Annotated in this window: 20 protein-coding genes; 11 read left to right on the top strand and 9 right to left on the bottom strand. The window is 35.4% G+C overall.

The features are described from left to right. Nucleotides 1-20 precede the first annotated feature (20 nt). The 5 genes from odhB to dgt all read left to right on the top strand — a co-directional run bounded on the left by odhB (nucleotide 21) and on the right by dgt (nucleotide 5,156). Nucleotides 21-1,247: a 2-oxoglutarate dehydrogenase complex dihydrolipoyllysine-residue succinyltransferase gene (gene odhB, locus C8P70_RS04735; protein ID WP_133712189.1), complete on the top strand. Its 1,227-nt coding sequence runs from the start codon at nucleotides 21-23 to the stop codon at nucleotides 1,245-1,247. 213 nt (nucleotides 1,248-1,460) lie between these two features. Next, nucleotides 1,461-2,009 (top strand): GNAT family N-acetyltransferase, encoded by a 549-nt coding sequence (locus C8P70_RS04730; RefSeq protein ID WP_133712188.1) that lies wholly within the window; start codon nucleotides 1,461-1,463, stop codon nucleotides 2,007-2,009. Nucleotides 2,010-2,101: 92 nt separating this feature from the next. After that, nucleotides 2,102-3,001: a DnaJ domain-containing protein gene (locus C8P70_RS04725; RefSeq protein WP_133712187.1), complete on the top strand. Its 900-nt coding sequence runs from the start codon at nucleotides 2,102-2,104 to the stop codon at nucleotides 2,999-3,001. A gap of 98 nt (nucleotides 3,002-3,099) precedes the next feature. Beyond that, on the top strand, nucleotides 3,100-3,804 hold the full coding sequence (locus tag C8P70_RS04720) for an AAA family ATPase (protein ID WP_133712186.1): 705 nt from the start codon (nucleotides 3,100-3,102) through the stop codon (nucleotides 3,802-3,804). An 11-nt stretch (nucleotides 3,805-3,815) separates the two neighbouring features. Continuing rightward, nucleotides 3,816-5,156, top strand: a complete 1,341-nt coding sequence (gene dgt / locus C8P70_RS04715) for a dGTP triphosphohydrolase (protein WP_133712185.1) — start codon at nucleotides 3,816-3,818, stop codon at nucleotides 5,154-5,156. Nucleotides 5,157-5,251: 95 nt separating this feature from the next. On the opposite strand, the gene C8P70_RS04710 is transcribed toward dgt, so the two are convergent. From C8P70_RS04710 to rplU, 3 genes are all read right to left on the bottom strand, one after another. Then, nucleotides 5,252-6,580, bottom strand: coding sequence for a hypothetical protein (locus C8P70_RS04710; protein WP_133712184.1), 1,329 nt, complete (start codon nucleotides 6,578-6,580; stop codon nucleotides 5,252-5,254). A gap of 240 nt (nucleotides 6,581-6,820) precedes the next feature. Next, nucleotides 6,821-7,081, bottom strand: a complete 261-nt coding sequence (rpmA, locus tag C8P70_RS04705) for a 50S ribosomal protein L27 (protein ID WP_133712183.1) — start codon at nucleotides 7,079-7,081, stop codon at nucleotides 6,821-6,823. A gap of 23 nt (nucleotides 7,082-7,104) precedes the next feature. Next, a complete protein-coding gene (rplU, locus tag C8P70_RS04700) occupies nucleotides 7,105-7,467 on the bottom strand; it encodes a 50S ribosomal protein L21 (RefSeq protein ID WP_133712182.1) in 363 nt (120 codons plus the stop codon). 176 nt (nucleotides 7,468-7,643) lie between these two features. Here rplU and C8P70_RS04695 point away from each other — a divergent pair, with 176 nt between their 5' ends. The 3 genes from C8P70_RS04695 (at nucleotide 7,644) to C8P70_RS04685 (ending at nucleotide 11,545) form a co-directional block, all read left to right on the top strand. Next, on the top strand, nucleotides 7,644-8,963 hold the full coding sequence (locus tag C8P70_RS04695; RefSeq protein ID WP_133712181.1) for a M16 family metallopeptidase: 1,320 nt from the start codon (nucleotides 7,644-7,646) through the stop codon (nucleotides 8,961-8,963). A 22-nt stretch (nucleotides 8,964-8,985) separates the two neighbouring features. Beyond that, nucleotides 8,986-11,037, top strand: a complete 2,052-nt coding sequence (locus C8P70_RS04690) for a M16 family metallopeptidase (RefSeq protein ID WP_133712180.1) — start codon at nucleotides 8,986-8,988, stop codon at nucleotides 11,035-11,037. Between the two features lie 109 nt (nucleotides 11,038-11,146). After that, nucleotides 11,147-11,545, top strand: a complete 399-nt coding sequence (locus tag C8P70_RS04685) for a heavy-metal-associated domain-containing protein (RefSeq protein ID WP_133712179.1) — start codon at nucleotides 11,147-11,149, stop codon at nucleotides 11,543-11,545. A 64-nt stretch (nucleotides 11,546-11,609) separates the two neighbouring features. On the opposite strand, the gene gldD is transcribed toward C8P70_RS04685, so the two are convergent. Genes gldD through mutY form a run of 3 tightly spaced genes read right to left on the bottom strand, consistent with a single transcriptional unit; the run spans nucleotide 11,610 to nucleotide 13,705 of the window. Further along, nucleotides 11,610-12,185, bottom strand: a complete 576-nt coding sequence (gldD, locus tag C8P70_RS04680) for a gliding motility lipoprotein GldD (protein WP_133712178.1) — start codon at nucleotides 12,183-12,185, stop codon at nucleotides 11,610-11,612. Nucleotides 12,186-12,206: 21 nt separating this feature from the next. Next, nucleotides 12,207-12,650: a single-stranded DNA-binding protein gene (locus C8P70_RS04675; protein WP_133712177.1), complete on the bottom strand. Its 444-nt coding sequence runs from the start codon at nucleotides 12,648-12,650 to the stop codon at nucleotides 12,207-12,209. Next, nucleotides 12,647-13,705 (bottom strand): A/G-specific adenine glycosylase, encoded by a 1,059-nt coding sequence (gene mutY / locus C8P70_RS04670; RefSeq protein ID WP_133712176.1) that lies wholly within the window; start codon nucleotides 13,703-13,705, stop codon nucleotides 12,647-12,649. The genes C8P70_RS04675 and mutY overlap by 4 nt, the downstream gene beginning before the upstream one ends. Nucleotides 13,706-13,840: 135 nt before the next feature. On the opposite strand from mutY, the gene C8P70_RS04665 reads away from it, so the two are divergent. The 3 genes from C8P70_RS04665 to C8P70_RS04655 all read left to right on the top strand — a co-directional run bounded on the left by C8P70_RS04665 (nucleotide 13,841) and on the right by C8P70_RS04655 (nucleotide 16,632). After that, nucleotides 13,841-14,137, top strand: coding sequence for an HU family DNA-binding protein (locus tag C8P70_RS04665; protein ID WP_133712175.1), 297 nt, complete (start codon nucleotides 13,841-13,843; stop codon nucleotides 14,135-14,137). A gap of 295 nt (nucleotides 14,138-14,432) precedes the next feature. Further along, entirely contained in the window at nucleotides 14,433-15,986 is a 1,554-nt protein-coding gene (locus C8P70_RS04660) for an Rne/Rng family ribonuclease (RefSeq protein WP_133712174.1), read from the top strand. A 139-nt stretch (nucleotides 15,987-16,125) separates the two neighbouring features. Next, nucleotides 16,126-16,632, top strand: a complete 507-nt coding sequence (locus C8P70_RS04655) for a GNAT family N-acetyltransferase (protein ID WP_133712173.1) — start codon at nucleotides 16,126-16,128, stop codon at nucleotides 16,630-16,632. A gap of 55 nt (nucleotides 16,633-16,687) precedes the next feature. Here C8P70_RS04655 and pbpC read toward each other — a convergent pair whose 3' ends face one another. From pbpC to C8P70_RS04640, 3 genes are read right to left on the bottom strand one after another with little or no spacing between them, the layout of a single operon-like run. Further along, a complete protein-coding gene (gene pbpC / locus C8P70_RS04650) occupies nucleotides 16,688-19,051 on the bottom strand; it encodes a penicillin-binding protein 1C (RefSeq protein WP_133712172.1) in 2,364 nt (787 codons plus the stop codon). A gap of 58 nt (nucleotides 19,052-19,109) precedes the next feature. Further along, nucleotides 19,110-24,611, bottom strand: coding sequence for an alpha-2-macroglobulin family protein (locus tag C8P70_RS04645; RefSeq protein ID WP_133712171.1), 5,502 nt, complete (start codon nucleotides 24,609-24,611; stop codon nucleotides 19,110-19,112). Nucleotides 24,612-24,628: 17 nt separating this feature from the next. After that, nucleotides 24,629-25,072 carry a nucleoside deaminase gene (locus C8P70_RS04640; RefSeq protein WP_133712170.1) on the bottom strand — a complete coding sequence of 148 codons (444 nt, stop codon included), beginning with the start codon at nucleotides 25,070-25,072 and terminating at the stop codon, nucleotides 24,629-24,631. Between the last annotated feature and the right edge of the window lie 54 nt (nucleotides 25,073-25,126).

Below are 25,126 nucleotides of genomic sequence, written 5' to 3'. Positions count from 1 at the left end.
TTTAATAAAAGAATATACAGATGAGCATCTTAGAAATGAAAGTTCCTTCGCCGGGTGAATCAATTACCGAAGTTGAAATTGCTACATGGCTAGTAAAAGACGGAGATTATGTTGAAAAGGATCAGGCTATTGCTGAGGTAGATTCGGACAAGGCAACTTTGGAATTACCCGCAGAAGAAAGCGGTATTATTACTTTGAAAGCAGAGGAAGGTGATGCAGTTGCCGTTGGACAGGTGGTTTGTTTGATTGATACAAGTGCAGTTAAGCCGGCAGGCAGTGCTTCTGCTGATGATAAACCGGTTGAAGAGGCTCCGAAATCTGAAGCTCCAAAATCTGCTGAGCCTGTTCAGGCTCCGGCAACAACTACCTATGCAACAGGAACAGCTTCTCCGGCAGCGAAAAAAATATTAGAAGAAAAAAATATCGATCCTGCTACTATTACCGGAACAGGAAAAGAAGGCAGAATAACTAAGGAAGATGCTTTAAATGCTAAACACGCTATGGGAACTCCAACAGGAGGACCAAGAGGCGAAGAACGCAAAAAAATGTCGATGTTGCGCAGAAAAGTGGCAGAGCGTTTGGTTCATGCTAAAAATACAACGGCAATGCTGACTACTTTTAACGAAGTAAACCTGACAGAGGTAAACAAGTTGAGAAGCGAATATAAAGATGTATTTAAAGCAAAACACGGTGTTAGTTTAGGGTTTATGTCGTTTTTTACAAAAGCTGTAACACGCGCCTTGCAGTTGTATCCGGATGTAAATTCAATGATAGACGGGCAAGACCAGATTAAATATGATTTCTGCGATATCTCTATTGCTGTTTCAGGACCAAAAGGACTGATGGTACCCGTTGTGAGAAATGCAGAATTACTGTCTTTCAGAGGTATAGAAACAGAAATTAAACGATTGGCTACCCGTGCTCGCGACGGTCAGATTACAGTAGATGAAATGACGGGAGGAACGTTTACAATAACAAATGGCGGAGTGTTTGGCTCTATGTTGTCTACACCTATTATTAACCCGCCGCAATCCGGTATTTTGGGAATGCATAATATTATTGAGCGCCCGATTGCTGTAAACGGACAAGTTGTAATTGCCGCAATGATGTATATTGCGCTGTCATATGACCACAGAATTATTGACGGACGTGAATCAGTTGGATTCTTGGTAGCTGTAAAAGAGGCTTTGGAAAATCCGACAGAATTGCTGATGGATAATAATCCTAAAAAAGCATTGGAATTATAACATTCAATAAATAATAAAACTTTGTAAAAAGCGATTGCATTCAGCTGTCGCTTTTTTTGATGCGTAGGTTTTTTTAATATTCTGGTTAATATGAAGCTTTCATTTTGTTGGTTTGACGGGCAATTTTAAGTTTTTCTGAAAGTTGATGCTGTTGTAAGATATATTAAAAAAGCAATCAGAACTTTTTATAATTTTGGAACTAATACAAATGAAATGATAAAATTTGAAGACCAATCGCATGAGTTAAAAAACGGAAAAAAAGTTGTTATAAGGCGAGCGGAGGTAAGAGATGCGGAAAAACTTCTTGAATGCATAAAAACGTATGTTCCTCAAAGTAATTATATCCCTAAGCTTGAGCAAGAAATAAAATTGAATGTTGAACAGGAGGCAGAATGGATAAATTCATTTAGAATAAATGATAATTCAATTCTGTTAATTGCTGAATATGACAATCAAATAATTGGAAATATTGATTTGACAGGAAATTGCAGAAAGATTATGGAACACACAGCCGTAGTTGGTATGGGGATGTTACAAGAATGGAGAAACTCGGGATTAGGAACTGCTTTGCTATCTTCAGCGATAGAATGGGCAAAATTAAATCCGGTTTTAGAATTGGTCTGGCTTCAAGTCTATACAGAAAATAAAATAGCAATAAACCTTTATCGCAAAATTGGCTTTAAAGAAAATGGGATTATTAAAAACTTTTTTAAACAAGACGGAAGGCATTTTGATAATTTGACGATGGTAATCAATGTATAAGAGAGATTATAAGGTAAATTATAAATTACAATCTTACTAAATCAAATAAAAAAGCTATCTTCACTAGCTTATAAAAAAAACTATTTTTCGGTTTGAGGGATTACTATACAATTTTGGGAATAACATCGGATGCTTCATTTGAAGAAATAAAAGAGGCTTATCGAAAACTGTCCAAAAAAATTCATCCCGATGTGAATGGAGGAGATCCTTTTTTTGAAGGAATGTTTATTCAAATCAAAGAAGCCTATGACGTATTAAGTAATGAAAGTGCACGTAGGGCATATGACCTGAAAAATAGACTATATAAAGCTGCTGAAATAAACAAACGACCACCTGCTAAATCTTCGCAAGAATATTATCCCCTAATTTATTCTTTTGTATGTAACCAGGAATATTTTTTTGAAGGAGATATTTTGACTTTTACGTGGAATTGTGCGTATGCAGATTACATACAGATTATTCCTTTTGGGTACGTGGATAAACTTTCGGGAACAGCAAATTATCGTATTAATAACTATAAAAAACGTTATCTGCCCGTAGAAATAGTGGCAATAGACTCAAAGTCGGACAGACAGGCGAGACAGCGCATTGTCCTTGAAAACGGAAAATACAGGGAGTTTTCGGAAAGCGATAAAGCTTCTACTGAAAAGTTGTATGCTAAACCTGAACTTTGGATAGTGTCATTTGTAAATCCGAAAGGGAGGTTATCAAAAAAGCGTTATTTAATTTACACTTTGTCTTTAATGGCAATTTTAGGAATATTGTTTTTGTTCACAGAAAATCAAGTTACAGCAGAGTTTTTTCAATTAATAACTTTGCTTTTTTGCTATTTTTTTCTGGTTCTTACTTCTAAAAGAATTCAGGATACTGGAAAAAACGGTATTTTGACGTTAGTCATGCTGATACCGTATCTCAATATAGTGGCTTTTGGATTGCTGATTTATCTTGACGGAAACAAAGGAGCAAATCGCTACGGGTATCCGGTAAGATAATCATTAGAAACTTTTATTTTGCATTTTAGAATTGGAAGAACCCCGGTTTTTAGCACTATATTTGTGTTTAATAATATATAATAATTTTCAAAAAAGCAATGAGTTCATTGTATTATATTGATCGCACTTCTGTTTCCTTAGAAGATGTGATGTTTAACCCTGCTGCTGCGAAAGAAATAGAACAATTCCTAAAAGAATATAAGTTTCGCGACATTTTGTTAAAATATGAATTGCCGGTCAGCAATAAACTATTGCTTTACGGTAAAACCGGCTGCGGAAAAACGATGACTGCCAAAGCTATAGCCAGACATTTGGATAAAAAGCTTATTATTGTAAATCTCGCTACGATTGTATCTTCTAAACTGGGTGAAACAGCAAAAAATATTGAGAGCCTTTTTAAGGAAATTCAGTATGAAAGTGCTGTTTTGTTTTTTGACGAGTTTGATTCTCTCGGGCAAATCAGGGATTATGACAATAAAGATAACAGCGAAATGAAGAGAGTGGTAAATGCCATCTTACAGCTGATAGACAATTTTCCTCAGAAGTCTGTGTTGATAGCTGCTACCAATCAAATTCACATGATTGACGAAGCTTTAATCAGACGCTTTGAAATACGGTTAGAGTACACTTTGCCACAGAAAGAAGACTTAGATTTTTATTATGACAAAATGCTGGCAAAGTATCCGAAACAGTATACGGAAATTACCAGAATATATGATGTGTCTTATGCCGAAGTAAAAAATCATATTTACAGAACAGTGAAAGAAAATATTATAAAAAGCCAGGAAGTTTTAGAACAATAAAATAAAAACATATGATGAAATGGGAAAAGTTGCTGTCGTTAAAAAAATATGGCGACACCTTTGTGCGAAATAGATTAGACGAAAGTCAGACAAGAATAGGTTTTGAAGTAGATTACGATCGGATTATTTTTTCGTCTCCATTCAGAAGTCTCCAAGACAAAACACAAGTAATCCCTTTGTCCAAAACTGACTTTGTACACACCCGATTGACTCATAGTTTAGAAGTTTCTGTTGTCGGCAGATCGTTGGGACGCAACGTTGGCGAAAAAATTCTTCAAAAATATCCTAATCTGGCAGAAGAGTATGGTTATACTGTAAATGACTTCGGGGCAATTGTAGCAGCTGCCTCATTGGCGCACGATATAGGAAATCCGCCATTTGGACATTCGGGAGAAAAAGCAATCGGCGATTTTTTTAGTAGAGGTAAAGGTGTTGTTTATAAGGAGTTTGTATGTGAAAAAGAATGGCAGGATTTGATTGATTTTGAAGGGAATGCCAATGGTTTTTCAGTACTTACAAAAAACCGTCCGGGAATTGAGGGAGGTTTGCGTATATCGTACGCGACGTTGGGTGCCTTCATGAAATACCCCAAAGAAAGTTTACCTAAAAAGCCTACTCGCGATATTTCTGATAAAAAGTTCGGTTTTTTTCAAAGTGATAAGGAAGCATTTATTGATATAGCTTCAGAACTGGGAATGATTATGAAGACCGATCGTATTGAAACGGCTTTTTACCGTCATCCATTAGCCTATTTGGTAGAAGCTGCCGATGATATTTGCTATACCATCATCGATTTTGAAGACGGCATAAATCTGGGGTGGATTCCGGAAGAACATGCATTGGAGTTTTTGATAAAAATAGTTCAGAATAGCATTAATAGCCAAAAATACGCACAGCTTACCTCAAAAGAAGACAGAGTAAGCTATTTGAGAGCTTTAGCAATAGGAAGTTTGATTGCAGATGTAACGCGTTTGTTTTTGGAAAATGAAGAAAAAATATTGGCAGGAGATTATCCGTTTGCTTTAACTGAAAAATGCTCGTACATCGCACAGATGAAAGATATTTTGACAGTAAGCATTAATAATGTGTATCAAAGCAAAGAAGTGATAGAAAAAGAAATTATAGGCTATCAGGTAATTCATACTCTGCTCGAAAACTTTATTACAGCATCCAACAACCAATTTTATGGAGAAACGAACCATTATGATAGATTGATATTGAAAATGCTGCCTGAGCGCTTTATAACTAATCAGGAAAGTATGTATGAACGATTGATGAGTATCTGCCACTTTGTTTCCATGCTGACTGATGGTAAGGCATTAGAGCTTTACCACGCTATAAAAGTGACGTGATAATGATAGATATATATATGTATAAAAAACCACTCGTGAAATTTTCCGCAAGTGGTTTTAAAACTAACAATTATTTAGTGTAATAACAAAGGAGGTTATTCTTTTGTCGTTGAAATCCATTGATGAGCATAGGTCATCATGTCCAAATTCCATATTTTGTCAGCAGATGGAGCTTGGATTTCTTTAGCTTCTTCTAATGTTTTCCCAATTACATCTCCTTTGCTCGCCGCTACAGAAGTGCTTCCGTCTTTTGTTGCAATAGCAAAGGTAGCTTTGTCTGCCGTAGCGGAAATATCTTTCACGTAGATGGTTAAAAACTGACCTTCTCTTCCGGCATAATATCCTGTAGAACTAGTTATTTTATAAATAAGCTGTCCTTTACTTTCATCCGCAAAAACACGGCTTAATACAAAAGATGCAAAATCATCCATACCGCTGCCTGTCATATTTGCTCTGAATAAGAATGCTTCATTATTCTCTCCTATTTTAAATACATATTGGGCTAAAGGTTCATTATTCTCATCATAGATAATGGCAGAACCATAAGTTCCGTTTAAATTTTCAAAAGAACTTTCACTAGAGTCGCCTTCTCTTGTATAAGTACTAAAATTAGCACCAACTTCTTCAGATTTGGCAAATTCGCTTTCCGCTTCTGTTTTAGCATTGTCTCCTGAAAAAGTAAGACGTGCTACATCTACAGAATTTTCGGTAATGTTTTTTAATTGAGCAACGTAGTATTTGCCTGCTACTGACTCATCTGCGCCTTGCAACAATATTTTATTAGTGCTTGTATTGTGTGCTAATACTGTCATATCGTAAGATCCATTGAAGTTAATTACTTCGTTTGAAAAATCATAGTAGTAGCTATGTCCTTGTGATGAAAAAACATATTTACCGTTTACAGGCAGAGTAATTTTAGTTTCGCTTTCTCCTGCTTTGTATAATGTCAACCATCCGAATTTCATGTTTGAATGATCTGGAGCATTTTGACCTTCAGTAGGATAGGTAGAATCAATTGCTTCTTTTTCATTAGAAAAAGAATAATCCATATTGAAATCTACAGATTTATCAGAGATATTTTTGATAAAAAAAGCAGAATACTCACTTTCCGCAGCGTTTTTAGCAACTACTTTTAAAACGCCTTCTTTGTTTTTGTATACGGTTAGAATGTTATATACATCATCACCTTGTCCGCTTCCTGCCATTTCAGACATCTTCATCGTAATCGTTTTTTTTGCAAATTCAAAAGGAATAGGCATTCCTGAATGACCATATTCATAGGTCCCCTCAAAAGTAAGTTCTTTGCCAACTTCAGTTTGGTCACTTCCTCCATCAGGACGGATTGGGGAACCATCATCGCTAGAACAGCTTGTTACTAAAAAAGCTAAAACAGCAATTGCGGAAAATAATTTTGTAATTTTCATGTGTGTTTATTTATATAATTTTATTTAGACCAAAATTAAATAATAAAACATATTAAACAAATTTATTTTTAATCTTTCTAAATAAAAATAATAAGACACTGGATATTAATGAAGTGTGCTTTCTATTAAAGATTTTAAAAATATAAATAAGAATAAAATAGATAAAATAAAAAAGGTGCTTTTTAAAAAAAGCACCTTTTTTATAAAGATAGTTTGTTTCTTTAGAACAAACCTTGATTTCTAAGCTTCAAACGGAACAATAGAAACGTAAGATTTGTTGTCTCTTTTCTTTTGAAATTTAACAACTCCGTCAACTTTTGCGTGTAAAGTGTGATCTTTACCCATGTAAACGTTTTCTCCGGCATTGTGTTTAGAACCTCTTTGTCTTACGATGATATTTCCGGCAATTGCTGCCTGACCACCGAAAATCTTAACGCCCAAACGTTTCGATTCTGATTCTCTACCGTTCTTAGAACTTCCGACACCTTTCTTGTGAGCCATGACGTTTTAATTTTTAATGTTAATTATTCAGCTGCCTCAGCTGCCTCTTTTTTAGTTGTTTTTTTCTTTGCTCCTCCTGCATTGATTCCTTCAATTACAATTTGAGTCAAAGCTTGTCTGTGACCATTTTTCTTTTTGTAACCTTTTCTTCTTTTCTTTTTGAAAACGATTACTTTGTCACCTTTAAGGTGTTGTAAAATTTTAGCTTCTACAGAAGCACCTTCTATAGCTGGGGCGCCTAAAGTGATGTTGTTGTTATCGTCAACCAAAAGAACTTTGTCAAAAGTAACAGAAGTTCCTTCTTCCTGACCCAAACGATGTACATACACTTTCTGGTCTTTGCTAACTTTAAATTGTTGCCCTGCTATCTCTACGATTGCGTACATAACAATAAAATTAATATGTTAATATTCAAGTGTGCAAATATAAAACTTTTTTTGGGTTCTGCAATACACTATAAAAAAGTTATGTCTTAGTAAATATTTTTTTGATTTTAGTTGTAACAAATTATCTTTTTTTACGACACATAAGGTGTAAAACTAATTTTCAAAAACTAAATAGAATGAAAAAATCATTATTGATTTTAAGCGCTTTGTTCTTAGGAATATCAGCGTCGGCTCAGAAAGTGGAATTTGATCAATACACTTTGGATAACGGGCTTCACGTTATTTTGCATCAGGATAAATCAGCACCAGTTGTAGTAACTTCGGTGATGTATCACGTAGGAGCAAAAGATGAGAATCCGGAAAGAACGGGGTTTGCTCACTTTTTTGAACACCTGTTGTTTGAAGGTACTAAAAACATAGAAAGAGGAGAGTGGTTTAAGCTGGTAACTGCTAACGGAGGACAAAACAACGCCAATACGTCTGACGACAGAACGTATTATTATGAAGTTTTTCCGTCTAATAATCTTGAATTAGCCCTTTGGATGGAATCTGAGCGTTTGATGCATCCGGTTATTAATCAAATAGGAGTAGATACGCAAAATGAAGTAGTAAAGGAAGAAAAGCGTTTGCGAGTTGACAATCAGCCTTATGGACAAATCTTTTCTGAAGTAAAGAAAAACCTGTTTGCCAAGCATCCTTACCGTTGGTCGCCTATCGGATCAATGGAGCACTTAGATGCTGCTACTTTAGATGAGTTTTTAGCCTTTAATAAAAAATTTTATATTCCGAATAATGCTGTATTGGTAGTTGCGGGAGATATCGATAAAGAGCAGGCAAAAACGTGGATTCAGCAATATTTCGGAACCATACCAAAAGGACAAAAAATTGCCCGTACTCATGCAGTAGAAGATCCTATTACCACGCAGATTAATGCTGAGTTTGAAGATCCTAATATTCAGCTGCCAATGGTTATTGAAGCTTTTCGTACGCCATCTATGAAAACACGCGAAGCAAGAGTGTTGGATATGATTTCTACTATTTTATCGACAGGGAAAAGCTCTCGCCTCTATAAAAAAGTAGTGGATGACAAGAAAATGGCATTAGAAATTTTTGCTGCTAATGTAGCACAAGAAGATTACGGTATTTATTTTATAGCTGGCATTCCGATGCAGGGCTATTCTTCTGATGATTTAGTGAGAGAAATTGATGAAGAAGTGGAAAAATTACAAACAAAGCTTATTTCAGAAAGAGATTATCAAAAATTACAAAATATATTTGAAAAGCAGTACGTTGATGAAAATGCTAATATAGAAGGACTGGCACATAACTTGGCGACGTATTACTTATTGTATGGCGATGTGAATCTGATTAACAGTGAAATTGATATTTACAGAAGCATTACTCGTGAAGAAATCAGAGAAGTTGCAAAAAAATATTTGAATAAAAATCAAAGACTTATTCTTGATTATATTCCGGAAAAGCAAGCTAATAACTAATTTAAAAGAAATAGATTATACAATGAAAAATATATATATATACGCCGCAAGTTTGGCTTTTACCCTTTCAGCGTTACAAATTCAGGCACAAGACAGAAAACAGCCGGTTGCCGGACCTGCTCCTGCTGTGCAGATTAGCCAGCCTACTTCATTTACCTTAAAAAACGGGATGAAAGTATTGGTGGTTCAAAATCATAAATTACCACGCGTTTCCTATACTTTAACTATTGATAACCCGCTTGTTTATGAAGGAGAAAAAGCGGGGGTGTCTTCTATTTTATCGGGGATGATTGGGAATGAAACTAAGAAAATGAGCAAGGATAAATTTAATGATGAAATAGATTTTTTGGGAGCAAATATTAATTTTTGGTCTTCAGGAGCATCTGCAAGTGGTCTGTCAAAATACAATGAAACCATTTTGGGTTTATTGGCAGACGGTGCGTTGAATGCTATATTTACACAAGAAGAATTTGATAAAGTTAAAGCTCAATCACTAGAGGCTATAAAGGCAGATGAAAAAAGCGTAACAGCTACTGCCCGAAAAGTGGAAGATGCGTTGTTATATGGCAAAAATACACCGGTAGGAGAATTTGAGACGGAACAAACTCTTCAAAATGTAACTTTGCAGGACGTGAAAGATTATTATCAAAAATATTTTAGTCCGGAAAATGCTTATCTCGTTGTTGTGGGAGATGTAGATTACAAACAGACAGAGAAAATGGTGAAAAAGCTTTTTGAAAACTGGAAAAGTTCTAAAACAAGTTTTATAGACCATAAAATGAAAGGAAATGTTCCCGAAACACAAATTGATTTTGTAGATATGTCTAATGCAGTTCAGTCTGAAATATCCTTGGTAAATGAGGTAGAGTTAAAAATGACTGATAAAGATTACTTTGCTGTACTGCTCGCTAACCAGATTTTAGGCGGAGGCGGAGAAGGGCGTTTGTTTTTAAATCTGCGTGAAGCTCATGGTTGGACATATGGAGCTTATTCATCTGTGAGTACAGCGCGTAAGTATCCGGGGAAATTCAGAGCGTCAGCTTCGGTTAGAAATGTGGTGACGGATAGTGCAGTAACTGAATTTATTAATGAAATAGATAATATTCGTCACACGCTGGTAAAAGACGAAGAACTAGAAATGGCAAAGGCTAAATATGTCGGAAATTTTGTTATGGAAATACAAAAACCAGCTACGGTTGCTCGTTATGCTTTAAACAAAGAACTGTATAAACTGCCTGCAGATTTTTATGAAAACTATATAAAAAACATTAATGCAGTAACAGCACAAGATATTCAAAAAGCAGCACAAAAGTATTTTCTTAAAGATAATATGCGAATTGTAATCGTAGGTAAGGGGACTGAGATTTTAGCAGGATTGGAAAACCTGAGCTTGCCGATTAATTACTATAATCGCTTGGGTGAAACGGTAGAAAAACCAGACTATAATAAAGCTGTCCCGGCAGGAGTAACTGCGCAAAGTGTTATAGCAAAATATTTACAGGCTATAGGAGGAGAGCAAAAACTATCTGAAGTAAAAACACTTATGACAACTAGTTCTGCTGAGGTTCAAGGAATGAAATTGGAAATGATAAGTAAAGTAAAATCTGGTTATATTGTTGTAGAGCAAAAAATGATGGGAAGCGTAATTTCTAAACAAGTAATTACACCAACTGAAGGATACTCGTTTGCTCAGGGACAAAAAATAGATGTAACCGGAGAGGAATTAAAAGATGCTCAGACGGAAGCTTATCCTTTTGCCGAAATGCAGTGGAAAGACAATACAGATATTCAGCTGGTAGGGATAGAATCTGTTAATGGCAAAGAAGCTTATGGAGTGAAAATAGGTAATTCAACTCATTATTACGATGTTGAAACCGGATTAAAAACAGCAACTAACCAAACAATGGAGCAAAATGGTCAAATGATGACGCAAACTATTTACTACGGAGATTATAAAGAAGTGAAAGGGATTAAGTTTCCGTTTTTGCAAACAATGAACGTAGGAATTGATCTGGAAATCGTAACTTCAGAAGTGAAAATTAATGAAGGTGTCTCTGATGGAGATTTTAAATAAATTTAAAATTATAAATATTTTAAAAAGCAACTGAATATCAGTTGCTTTTTGTATTTTTGTAAAAGGCTTTTTAAGATCTAAATAATAACCAGTTAAGCAAATTAAATAGATGAATACAGGTAGATTTATATTGGCGGCAATATTAGGAGTATCTTTACTTTTTGTCAGCTGCAAAGAGGGAAATAAAGAAGAACGAGCGGGAGTGGAAACACAAACAACAAAAACGGTTCCTTTATCCGAAAAAGGGGAAGAAGTAGCAGGGAAAATAGAAAAAGCAACTTTTCAGATTGAAGGAATGACTTGTGCGATGGGATGTGCTAAAATGATCGAAAATAAGTTAGGTAATCTGGAAGGAGTAAAAGAAGCAAAAGTAGATTTTGAAAACAAAACTGCTGTGGTAGAGTTTGACGATGCTAAACAAAATGGAGCATCTTTAAAAGAGACTGTAGAAAAAATTGCTGACGGTGCATATAAAGTAGAAAATTTAGAAGTAGAAAAACCTTTGTAGATTTTTTAATCAGGAATTAAGGCTATGTGAAAAACACATAGCCTTTTTAATTTTTAAAGTAATACTACTTTTCTTTCCATTTTAGAGTTTCTAATACTCGGCGCATATCTTTTTCAATATATTCTTTAGCCGGCAATATAGAATCAAAATTAGGTTTTGCATAAAAATACAGTGATCCAACTAAAAAGTTTTTAACGCTGTCAGTAGCATAAAACTGAATGTTTGTAGCAGCATCTCCCTGTATGTTATAAAGCATACCGTATACTTTATTACCATCATTTATAAAAGGGTATTCTATAATTTCATCAGCTTTTATAAAATGTTCATAAGTAAGTTTTTGAGCATCCTTAAAAAGAATATCCAAATTGTTTTCTACAGGCTTGTAATTAAAAAATAAAGTCGCTTTCATAGAAGGATAATGAACTTCAAAAGAATTGGATTTCATTTCTTTTACAGTTGCCCATTGGTTAACCTCAAATGAAAATTCGGTTTTGGGATTGTGGTAATCTATATATTCTTGTTTTGGATACTCTAAAGTCAAGAAGGCATCTGGTTTTGGAGTGCTTTCTTCTTTACAGGCTGAAAAAAAAACAAGAATAAACAAACCTATAAATGGTAGTTTTACTGTATTTAAATACATAGTTTGGATTTAAGAAGTTTTTTAAAAGGGCAAGTTATCTTCATTCGTTTCACCGGGCACTGTAAAGTTATCAATAGCATTTTTTTTAGCTTCGTCAAAAGTGGTTTTGTTTTTGTTATCAGTGTCTTTTTTAATATCTAAAAACATAAACTCAGTTACCATAATTTCAACGGTTTGTCTTTGTATGCCGTCATCACCTTGCCATTGTCTTGATCGAATGCGTCCCTCTATATAAATTCGATCTCCTTTGGTGAGGTATTTTTCACAAACTTCTGCCTGTTTGTTTCTTACAGCAATATTGTGCCATTCGGTTGAGGTTATTTTCTCATTGGTGGTTTTATTGATGTAAACTTCATTAGTTGCCAGAGGAAAACGACCGATGCAGTTTCCATTCTCAAAATAATGAATTTTGACGTTGTCGCCCAAATGTCCTATTAATGTTACTTTATTAAGTGTGCCGTTCATGGTAATGTTTGATTTGTGATGTAGTTGCTGTAAGATTGAATAAAGTTATGAATTACAATCGGAAAACCAAATTTATTTAACTCACTCCACTGCACGCCTTCAGTAAGCACATCAGCTGTATTGATCAGCCAAAAGTGAATATGCAGTTTTTGATGCGATAAAACATGCACAATCTGTTTGGGGTTCATTAATGTGATATTTTGGACGTTTATTTTTGCGTATTGCGTTTGAATAATGGAATTAATATCTGCTTTTTTGTTTTCAAATCTATCTATAACCGGGAATTGATACAATTTTTGCCAAATGTCTTTTTGTGTGCGCTGTTCTATTAAAGTACAGTTGTTTTGGTCTACAAAAATTAAAAAATCCAGGTAGCGGTTTTTGACTTTCACTTTACTTATTTTTATAGGGAGTTTGTCGACCTGATTAGTTTGATAAGCTATACATTCTTTTATAAAGGGGCAAGCTGAGCAGTCTGGCGATTTTGGAGTGCATTGAATAGCACCGAAATCCATGATTGCCTGATTAAAAAGAGCAGGGTTATTTTGAGGAATCAGTGTTTGTGCCAGCTGCTGAAATTCTTTTTTGGTAGCCCCCGCAGAAATGTCGGATGTAATGCCATAAATACGCGATAATACCCGAAAGACATTTCCGTCTACTACAGGAACAACCTCGTCAAATGCAATAGAGGCAATTGCAGCAGCAGTGTAATCACCTATACCTTTTAATAATATGAGGTCTTTATAATTGTTGGGAAAGCTGCCGTTGTATTCAAAAGCTACTTTTTTTGCAGTCTCATGTAGATTCCGTGCTCTGCTGTAATACCCCAGTCCCTGCCACAATCGAAGAATATCGTCTTCGGGAGCATTAGCCAAATCAAAAACAGTAGGATAGGTCTTTAAAAAGGCTTCATAATAAGGTAAACCTTGTATTACTCGCGTTTGCTGGAGTATAATTTCAGACAGCCAAATCGCATACGGATCTTTCGTTTCTCGCCAAGGTAAATGGCGTTTGTTTTCTAAATACCAGTATTTGAGTTTGTTGGATAGATTCATGTTAAAAAATATTGTTGTCAAAAATAAAACTTTATATATTTAAATTTTAATCGCTTAAGGTTGATTTATTGGATTATAAATTAATATATTTGCACACTATAAAAAAAATGACAATAATAAAAAATTATATCTAAAATGACGAAAGCAGACATCGTAGCTAAGATTTCTGAGAAATTAGGGCTTGAGAAAGGAGACGTACAGGCAACAGTAGAAACTTTTATGGAAGAGGTAAAGGCGTCGTTGCAATCTGGGGAAAACGTATATTTGCGAGGTTTCGGAAGTTTTATCATTAAAACAAGAGCGGAAAAAACCGGAAGAAACATTTCTAAAAACACAACTATTAGAATTCCGGCACATAATATCCCTGCATTTAAACCGGCTAAAGTGTTTGTTGAAGGAGTAAAGACAAATACCCAAGTGAAAGTAAAATAATTTATTAATCTCAAATTACACACATTATGCCAAGTGGTAAAAAAAGAAAAAGACATAAGGTAGCTACTCACAAACGTAAAAAAAGAGCGAGAGCTAACCGTCATAAAAAGAAAAAGTAGTATTAAACTACTTTTTTCTTTTATTGAAAACGCTCATTGATAATAAGATTCACCTTTTACAGAGAGAATCTTTTCAGGTAAAACCTGTAATTAATGTTTAATCCATCTATACAAACTCATTTAATGTACTTTAAAAGAGGCGTTTTAATGAATGAGTATGGATAAAAATGTACAGTGTGAATAAAGAATTAATCATTAGATCAAATTCTGATACAGTAGATTTTGCCTTATTAAAAGATGGAAAACTAATAGAACTGCACAGAGAGCGGGAAGAAAATCAGGAAGGTTTTCAGGTAGGAGATATTTTTATTGCCAAAATCAGAAAACCGGTTCCGGGACTAAACGCAGCTTTTGTCCACGTGGGATTTGAAAAAGATGCTTTTTTACATTACCACGATTTGGGACCCAATCTCCGTTCATTGTTGAAGTTCACAAAACTTGTAAGCGCAGGTAAATTAAAAGATTATTCCTTAAAAAACTTTGCTTTTGAGGAAGAAATAGATAAAAACGGTTCAATTTCTGAAGTTTTAAGTGCCAATCAGTCTTTGTTGGTACAAATTGTAAAAGAACCGATTTCTACAAAAGGACCCCGTATCAGCTCAGAACTTTCGCTTGCCGGACGTTATGTAGTACTGGTACCGTTTTCAAACAGAATATCTATTTCTCAAAAAATTGAATCAAAAGAAGAAAAGGAACGACTTAAAAGACTGTTACAGTCTATTAAGCCAAAAGGTTTTGGAGTAATTGTACGTACCGTTGCAGAAGGAAAAAAAGTAGCAGATATAGATAAAGATTTACACAATCTGCTAGCCAAATGGAACAGCATGTGCAAAAAATTAACTACAGCTCATCATCCTTCAAAAGTATTAGGAGAAGTAAACAGAACCTCTACTATTTTGAGAGATGTTTTTAATGATACTTTTACGGGAATCATTGTGGATGATGAAGATATGTATTACAACACGAAGGAATATTTGCAAGAGATAGCTCCTTCTAAGGTGTCCATTGTTAAACACTATCAGTCAAGAGAAGTACCTATTTTTGAAAAGTACAGTATAGAAAGACAAATAAAGACCTCGTTCGGAAAAACTGTTTCTATGAGTAAAGGAGCTTATCTTATCATAGAACATACCGAAGCGTTGCACGTAATAGATGTTAATAGCGGAAACCGCTCAAACAAAGCTCAATCTCAAGAAGACACAGCACTTGAAGTAAATCTGATAGCTGCTGCTGAAATAGCCAGACAATTACGGCTGAGAGATATGGGAGGAATTATAGTAGTAGATTTTATTGATATGGGAAATCCGGAAAATAGAAAAACGCTCTATGATTTTCTCAAAGAAGAAATGAGTGATGATAAAGCAAAACACAAAATCTTGCCCCCGAGTAAATTTGGATTAATTCAAATTACCAGACAAAGAGTCAGACCGGAGGTGCATATTAAAACCAGGGAAGAAGATCCAAATGAGTATCGAGAAATTGAAGCTCCTATTTTGATAATTGACCAAATAAAGTCTGACATTGAAAGCATTACAACAAGAAATCGAAATGCAAAGATTATCTTGAACACGCATCCCTTTGTGGCGGCGTATTTGACAAAAGGATTCCCATCTGTCCGAACCAAATGGTTTATGGAATTTAAAAAATGGATAAAAATAATACCACGTGACGCTTACACGTATTTAGAATACCATTTCTTTGACGAAAAGGGAAATGAAATTTCAGAATAATTAAAACCGTTATACTCAAAAGTATAGCGGTTTTTTTTTTGTTTCTATGTGCATCTTATGATAATATGTTTTAATATTATATTTTAAATCTGCCTAAAATAGTAAAATAGGAAATTTACAATAGATTATATTTTTAAAAATGAAAATAATTTTAGAAACAAAAAGATTAATTTTAAGAGAGCTAAATATAGATGATGCTGAAAGTTTTTATAAATTAAATCTGAATGTCAATGTAATCAGATATACAGGAGATTCTGCTTTCAATAGTATAGATGCAGCAAAAGAATTCCTTGAAAATTATCAAGATTACAAATTAAACGGATATGGACGTTGGGCAGTTATCAATAAAGAAAATAATAAATTTATAGGGTGGTGCGGATTAAAATATGATGAAATGAAGCAGGAAACGGATATCGGATTTCGTTTTTTTGAAGAAGAATGGAATAAAGGATATGCAACCGAAAGTGCCCAAGCCTGTTTAAATTACGGCTTTGAAAAATTACATTTAAAACGAGTAATAGGAAGAGCCATGAAAGAAAATAAGAATTCTATTAAAGTGCTTGAGAAAATAGGACTTGAATATGAAAAAGATGCTGAGCTTGCAGGAAAAGAAGCGGTGATTTATAAAATTGAGAGAAATGGCTAGTACACAACAGTATGTAGTTTGGATGTATATATTTAGGAGTGGAACCTAATAAATTTTACTCTTCTATGTAAAACTCAATGGTTTTTGAATTGCCTTCCGTATCTACAATGGTTAGCAAATGTTTGCCTGAATTAGCCAGAATAGGTTGTTCGTGAAATACAGAAGTGCTTCCGATAAAAACATCATCTATATACCAAAAAATTGATTTGTCGGGATTGTTGGTCGCTGCTTTGGCAACAAAAGGTTGCACTTTTGAAAAAAAGTCCTTTGTTAAATAGATAGTTGCTCCATGTTTTGGGTAAATAAATTCTAGACTATTGTTGGCATTGCTGTTACAATCTGATCTGAAAGGAGGTAGATCTTTATAATCACCGTGATATTTTCTGTAGTAATAAGCCATAGAAGGGGGTAAAACAAACCATGATTTATTAATTATGTTACTTACTTTTTCACACTGACTGTTTACGCGATATTGCTCTGATGAATCTAAGTGAACTAATTGATGGTAGGGACATATAGTTGCTTTTTTTTGTCGAAACGGAATAAGTACCTTTTTTATTGGACATTGTGAAGTGGCAATATATCCGCTGACAGCGCAAACTTCTGTTTCTACCATATCGTCTAAGGGGCTCTCAAACCAGCTTGATTTTGGCAATAGTTTAAAAATGTCAAATAATACAGGACCCGCCATACGTACTCCGCTGATAGAAGGACGTCCTTCTCCGGTTGCATTGCCTACCCATATTGCTACAGTATATTTTTTGTCTACACCAATTGCCCATGCATCCCTTCCGCCAAAGCTGGTTCCGGTTTTCCATGCTATTTTTAATGCTGAGTCGTAATATTGCCACGCTTCATCTCCTTCAGGGCGATTTACTTGTGTGAGCGCCTGAAAAGTATTCCATATACTTCCTGCTGAAACTGTACTTTTTTCATTCGTTTCCGAACCAAAATCTAATGAATTATTGAGAGTCCAGTTTAACGATTGAATTTCTTTTGTTCTGTATTTTCCCTGATGAGCTGTATAGTAATTTAAGGTAGAAGCCCAACCTGCATAAGCCTGTGTTAAATCCCACAAACTGCTTTCTGCCCCACCAAGAATTAAGGATAGTCCATAATGATTGGGGTGTTTGTTTATGTTTTTTAATTTTAGTTTTTGCAGTTGATCATAAAATCGATACACTCCGTAATCCTGAAGCATTAAAACGAATGGAATATTCAGCGATCGGGCTAATGCTTCATTTGCGGGTACAGCTCCTTCGTAAGCCATGTTGAAATTCTCCGGTTTATATCCGGAAATGACGGTAGGAATATCAGCAACAAGCATACCGGGGAGCAGCTCTGCATCGTCTAGCATAGCGCCATATAGAAAGGGTTTTAAAATACTGCCTGTACTTCGGGGAGCGCGGATTATATCAACATCTTTCTGATGTGCCGATGTCGTAGGAGAATTACCTATATAAGTAACTATATTTCGGGTTTCAATATCAATAACAATAACAGCTATGTTATAAATTTCAGATTGTTTATATATGTTATAATAATTTTCCACAATATTATTTGCCCGCTGCTGAATATTGTAATCAATTGTGGTAGTGGTTCTCTGCTGGTTATTTTTTTGAATGGCAAGTTGAAGTAGGTGAGGAGCCATCTGCGGCAAATCATGAGGTTTTTGGGGTAAAGGCTCTATGAGTGCCAGCTCATAGGTTGATTGATCAATAATGTTTTTAATATAGAGTTTATACAATAAGTTATTGCGTTTTTGGAGTAGAAGATCCTGATTTTTTCCCGGATATATCAATCGGGGAGAATTGGGTAAAACTGCCAAAACAGCGCTTTCTGCCCACGAAAGCTGATCGGGAGAAGTACCAAAATACCGCCATGCGGCTACATCTAAACCAACTACGTTTCCTCCAAACGGAGCATGAGAAGCATATAGCGACAGAATTTTATCTTTGCTGTATCTAAATTCTAACCGTGTTGCTAAAATACCTTCTATCAGTTTTTCATAATAGCTTCTTTTTTGCCCGTTGCGTGCCAACCGGATAGTTTGCTGAGTTAATGTACTTCCGCCTCTAACAGTTTTTCCCTTCTTTAAATTGGTTAAAAAAGCTTTAGCAGTGGAAATGGGATTAATGCCCCAATGATAATAAAAGTAGTCATCTTCATAAGCCAGAATACTCTGTTTAAATTTGTAGGGAACGCTATCTAATTCAGGAAAACGCCATTGCCCGTCAGAAGCAATCTGAGCACCTAATAACTGACCGTCATTACTGTCGATTACTGTTGAATAAGAACTTGAAAAAAGAGGAGAGGGCAGACAAAAATAATAAGCTGCCAAAAGAAAAACGAGGCATACAAATCCTGCTTTTTTCTTTTTACTCCATTTTTTCAGATTTAAAACAAACTTTCTTATCATAAACCAAAGAATAATACAGGAGTAACTTGCTCCTGTATTATCATTTTTTTTTTAGCAATTAGTGGACAACGTCAATCCACTGCCCTTTAGTTCTGCATCTATAGCTGTTGTCATACATAGCATTAACCTGTATACCAGGCATATAATAATGGCCGAGATAAGAAGTATTGAGTACAACTCTCACCGTTTTGCTTGAATTGCCTGCCAAATAAAAATAAAATTGCGTTTTATCGTCTCTTATGTCTGTAAAATCTACAGCGTTATTTTGTCCGCCGGCGTCGGTGTATCTCAGGTTGACGATTTCCCATCCGGAAGGAATAATTTGAGTTAATGCTACGTTTTCAATTCCTTTGACAGAAGTGTTTGTAATAGTAATATCGCATACAAATTCAGTCCCTTGCGATAATGTTGCCGGATTAATGACTACACCGTTATTGCTGAATACGGTTTTAACAGATAATTTGCTTTCTTCAACGTTTTCTTGCCCAACCGGCAATATACCGCTATAGGCAACGCGGGCATATAAGGTTGCCGGATTTTTGTTTACTAAGGAAACGGTATTAGTATTGTTTAACGAAGGAAGACTTTTTTCTACAAAATTACTTTGAGAGGAAATCGAATTATCGCTGCCGTTAAAATTATACGCAACAGAAATACCTTCTCCGGATTTATTTTTTTGAGCATATTGTGCAATTGCGTTTAAAGCGTAGGCAGTAGTTTGTGTACTCATCCATTGAGAGGAAGACAAGCTTTTAGCAAGTTCTAAGGCATATTCATGTGAGCGGTTTTTGTCAACATTGCTGATGATTAAGGTTTCTAATGCCATAGCTAGATTTCTTTCGTATGAACCGTAATAAAAATAATCGCTATTATTGTCCAAAGTAGTTGTATTAATCAATTGTGCAGCAGCCTCATTTTGTCCGGACAATGCATATGCTGCGGCCAACCTTAATTTGGAATCGCTGGATATTCCTTTTGTTTCACGGAGTCTGTTCATTGATGGCAAATCAGGTTTACCCGCAAGAGCTAAAGTATACAGACGATAGGCTTGTGCCAGATCATTTCTGTACCGGTTTTCAAATCTCCATTGGCGAGCTATTTTTTGTTGAAATGCCAGCCAGTTTGCTTTGCTCCCCACAGGAAGAGCATACCCTTTTTTTTCGGCTTCAAGAAAGAAATGGCCAATATATGAGGTTGACCAGTCGTCAAAATATCTTGATCCGCTCCAATACGCAAAACTTCCGTCAGCAAGCTGACGCTCGGCAAGCTTTTTAATTCCGGCATTTACGTTGCGCTGGGTGCTTTCTTTCTGTGAAGCAGACAATTCCATGAAATCGCCTAAAAATAATTGGGGGAATACGCCTGATGTAATCTGTTCTGAACATCCGTGCGGATAACTAATCAGATAATTTAATCGGGAGGTGAGGTTGATGCCCGGAAAGGTAGAAAGTTCCAAAGTTGCTTTGTTACTTCCATCAATACCAAATTTTTCCCATTCTATGGCGGCAGTTCCATTGGGTTCTACAACAACTGATTTACTGTTGACAGTAACCGGATTGGGATTTACAACGTCCAGTTCTACTTCATAAGTTGCTTTTTCATTTCCGGAGGTCGCTTCAATTTGTATTTTAGAAACTCCTGTTTTTTGAAGAACTTCTAAATCAAAGTAAGCTAGTTTTTCGTCAGGTTCATCAAATGTAAGTGTTTGACTGTTGGTTCCGTCGATTTTAAAATGCTCATCTGTTTTTATTTTTACCGAAACATTTTTTACGTGATTTTCCATGGCAAAAACAGTGACAGGGAGAGTAACTTTTTCTCCCGGAACCGCACGTCGCGGCAGTGATCCCAGTATCATTAAAGGATTGCTTACCACAGCTGTTTTTTCAACGCTGCCGTAGGCTTTTTGATCGACATCAGAGGCTACTACCATCACTCTTACCGAACCAATGTATTTTGAAAGACTGATTTCGTGTGAGGCAGTTTTTCCTTTTTCAGTCGTAAAAGGACCTTTAAAAATGACGACGGGTTTAAAGCGATTAGCTTTTTTTACTTGTCCTGCTCCGAGGTCTTCATCTCCTCCAATGCTAAAAACCTGATTGATTGCTCCGCCATAAGCTCCGATAACATCATCATATACATCCCATGTTCTCACTCCTAAGGAAGTTTTGGCATAAAAAATATCCCATGGATTAGGTGTTTTAAAACGCGTGAGATCCAGTAAGCCATCTTCTACAATGGCTAAGGTATAAGTCATTTTTTTACCTGTTTTTTCTTTGACTTTTACAGTAAATTTTTGTTCTGGTTTAAGTTTGTCAGGAGCGGTGATTTCTGGTTCTAATTTTGTCTTTTTATTGTAAACCTGAATGGGTAAAACACCATATAAACGGATAGGAGAGTTGTTTACGGTTGTGGCATGCGGTTGAATGGAACTAATGTTGATATAAACGTTAGGAGCCATTTTTGCCGTTACAGGAAGATCAAAAACAGTTTCTCCCTGAGTTGTTTTTACCCAAAAGCTTTCAATTACGCTTGAACCATTTTCTACAGAAATCAAAGCTCTTCCACCTTCGCTAGAAGGGAATGAGATTTTAGCTGTTTCGTCCGTGTTGTAATCTGATTTATCAGCGGCTATGGAAAGCATTACAGCTTCTTTTCCTGCAGTGTTTTTTGATTTTGCCGAATAAAAAGACCAGTCAACATAAATTTTGGAAGAAGCAATATGTCCGCTTGTCAAATCTGTAGCTACTATTTCATAACTTCCCCAATCTTGTTCAGGAATGATAATGGAATACGTTCCTTTTCCGTTGTTTTTTGTACTGATGGTTTGTTCTGTATAAAGTGTATAATACCCCGAAGAACTGTAGTTGGAAATACCGTAGCTATTCGTGTCCCACCACCAGCCTCTGTCATTTCTGTAAACTTCTATCTTTACGTTGCTGTTTACCGGCTCTCCTTTTTCATTCACCGTAACAATTGAAAAGGTTTGGGTATCATCTGTCTCTAAATAACCATATTTATTGGTTTCAGGAGCCTTGATTCCCACGTATTCTTTATAAGGAGAAAAAGATGCCGTAGAAACGTCCGTAGAAACATCTCCGCCGTTTTCATATACTTTAGCTGTAAAAATAGCTTTTAACATACCACTGTTTTCAGGAGAGTAGTTGGAGTTAATCTTAAAGTTAAAATTACCTTCTTGATCAGTTCTGCCTGTAAAAATATTGATATCTTCAGAACTTTGAACGCTTAAGCTATTGTTGAAGCTGTATTTTTCAAAACCTTTAAAAGTTGTCTTTTGTGGGATTAATTTCATTTGTACTTCAGCTTTGAGGTTTTTTGCGATAGTTCCCTGCAACCATTGTACGCTGTATAAAACAGAAGAAAAACCTGATGTAGCTGATAAAGTTTTGCCTTCAATATTATTTTTGAGTTTGAGGCGGTTGGGTTTTATAGTTTCTATTTTGATCGATTTATAAAATCGGGCACCACCCACACTAACCATGGCTTCCCAATTTCCGGTTACAGCTTCGGGAGTTGTACCTAAAGTAAAAGTATAATGGTTTGCTGGATTTTTCTTTTTAACCTGCTGATCAACAATTTTGCCAAATGGATCTCTGAAAGTTATTTTTATCGGGTGGTTGTCGGGGATTGGATTAGCAGAGTCATCTAAAATAAAACTGACATAAATATTATCTCCGGGTCTCCACACGCCTCGTTCAGTATACATAAAGCCATTTAATCCTTTTTGGAGTGCTTGTCCGTCTACGTTGTAATTACTCATGGATAGTGCATTTCCGTCATCAAGTTTAATGTAAGTGACGCTTTCGTTCTTTTTTGCTACCGCAAAGTAAGCTTTCTGATTGTCAAGATGGACTTGAGCCATTCCGTTTGTGTCTGTTGATAAAGTGGTTAGCAATTGTTGCTGAAAGCTGTACAACTCAATTTTAGCGTTATTTACCGGTTCTGTCGTTATAATATTATTGACAGTAAAAAAGTAAGAATTCTCATTACCTCTTTTAGCAATAACGCCTAAATCCGAAGCTAAAACATTTGCAGCTACCTGTTCTCTGTAGTAGTAATAAGAATCTGCGCAGGGATCATCTTTTTCTTCCCACTTATAGCCATAATAATAGTAATAATCATCGTAATCATCAATTTCCTCATCATCATCTTCTATTATAATATCTTCATTTTCATCGGAATCGCTCTCCGGACAATTGTATAAGGAATAAGCTTTTTTAAATGAAAACTCAACGCGGTAAATAGCTCCGGGATCCGGAGAAATCAAGGCAGATAAATCTAAAGCATACGAATTCCAGTTGAGCAATGCTTGCGGATTGGAATTAGTCAGCTCAAATGTTGTTTTGGCAACAGGAGAAGCTACTCTTCGCAGGTTGTATTTGCCATTGAGCGTATTTTCTTGTAAAAACTGAAGAATATTATTTTCAAATATTTTATACACTTTGATGTCTACCGCTTTTAAGCTAGTGGCTTGAAAGTAAATTTTTAAATTTTCAGAACTCGGCAAAATACTCCCGTTTTTAATTAGTCGGACGTCAGGTTTTTGAATACCGAAATAAAGAGTAAACTCTTCCTGAGTTTGATTTTTTTGACCTTTTTGGTCTTCTATACCCGGAAATACTGTAATGCGAGTTTCCTCTAAAAAGGGCTGGTCATTATAAACTTTTAAAAGATTTCCCTCAGTAGTAAAAGTTAATTCTCCTTTGGAATTGGCAATTTCTACTAAACCGTCAAAATTTTGATTTTTCTTTAGTGGATTGGAAAAGTTAATCCAAAAAGACTGATTGTCACTACCTATTTGATGTACAGCAAACGGACGTTGAACATTTTTTTCCGGAATTTCTTTTTCAAGTGTTTCTTTCTGGTCAACATCAACGCTTTTTCCATCTAATTGTAAAATTATCTTATTGGAAGTTTCGGGTCTTTGAATATCACTGATGATAAAAGCAAATTCTTTCGCTTCATCTTTTTCGTCTGCGTTAATTTTAATATTTAACGCTTTATTTCCCTGAGAGGCACTTAGGATATTTTTGACTTGCTGAGTGTTTACCCAGTCACTGGCATAAAAAGTTCCGTTGAGCATGTATTCATTCTCAGAAGAAGATTGTAAATCCAATAGTTCAACAGAAAAATTTAAGGGAGTTGATATCACTAAAAACGAAAAGTTTTTTAGTTCATTTTTTACTTCGGCAACTTTACTTAAATGAAAGGTGATATTGTATTTTTGATCTTGTTTTAATCGCTCAGCAGGTATAAAACGAATGACATTACCTGGTAAAAAATAAGTTTTTCCTTTTACAGAGGGTACTGTGGAAAAAAGTTTTTCGTCCAATTCCTGATTGGGAGTCCAATTGCCCCAGTTTTCATTTATGCTGATATCAATCGGATCTTTTGAGGAAATTATTCCCGAGGTAAAGCCATTGATGTATTCCGTATATAACTTCGGATCAGACAAGTTGTACTGATCTGTTTTTTTGCTGCAGGCTCCCAGCAGAAACAGGGATAAGCTGCATAAAAAGATGAATAGATGACGTGTTTTCATAGTAATTTTTTATAGGATTATCTTTTCTTTTCAAAAAATGATTTGATGAGCGAAGAGCATTTTTCTTTTAATATTCCTCCGTTTATTTGGGTTTTGGGATGGATTTGCCCTCCCATCGTTTTAAATCCCCTTTTTGGATCTTCAGCTCCATACACAATTCTTGTTATCTGACTCCAGTACAAAGCTCCGGCACACATCTGGCAGGGTTCTAAAGTTACAAATAAAGTGCAGTTTTTTAGATATTTACTGCCTAAAAAATTGGCAGCAGCAGATATTGCCTGTATTTCTGCGTGGGCAGTTACGTCGTTGAGTAATTCGGTAAGATTGTGACTTTTGGCAAGAATGCGATTGTCTGCCGAAACAATGACAGCTCCAACCGGAATTTCTCCTTTGTCATAGGCAATCCGGGCTTCATTTAAAGCCATCTGCATAAAATATTCATCTGAAAAAATAGCTGTCATGGTTTTAGTTTATCTGTATAATCAAAAGTCAAAAGTAAAAACAAAATTGTAATT

The organism is Myroides indicus, from assembly GCF_004364575.1.
Classification (GTDB): domain Bacteria; phylum Bacteroidota; class Bacteroidia; order Flavobacteriales; family Flavobacteriaceae; genus Flavobacterium; species Flavobacterium indicum_A.
The sequence above is the reverse complement of the archived record's forward strand: the minus strand, read 5'-3'. Positions and strand labels throughout refer to the sequence as shown.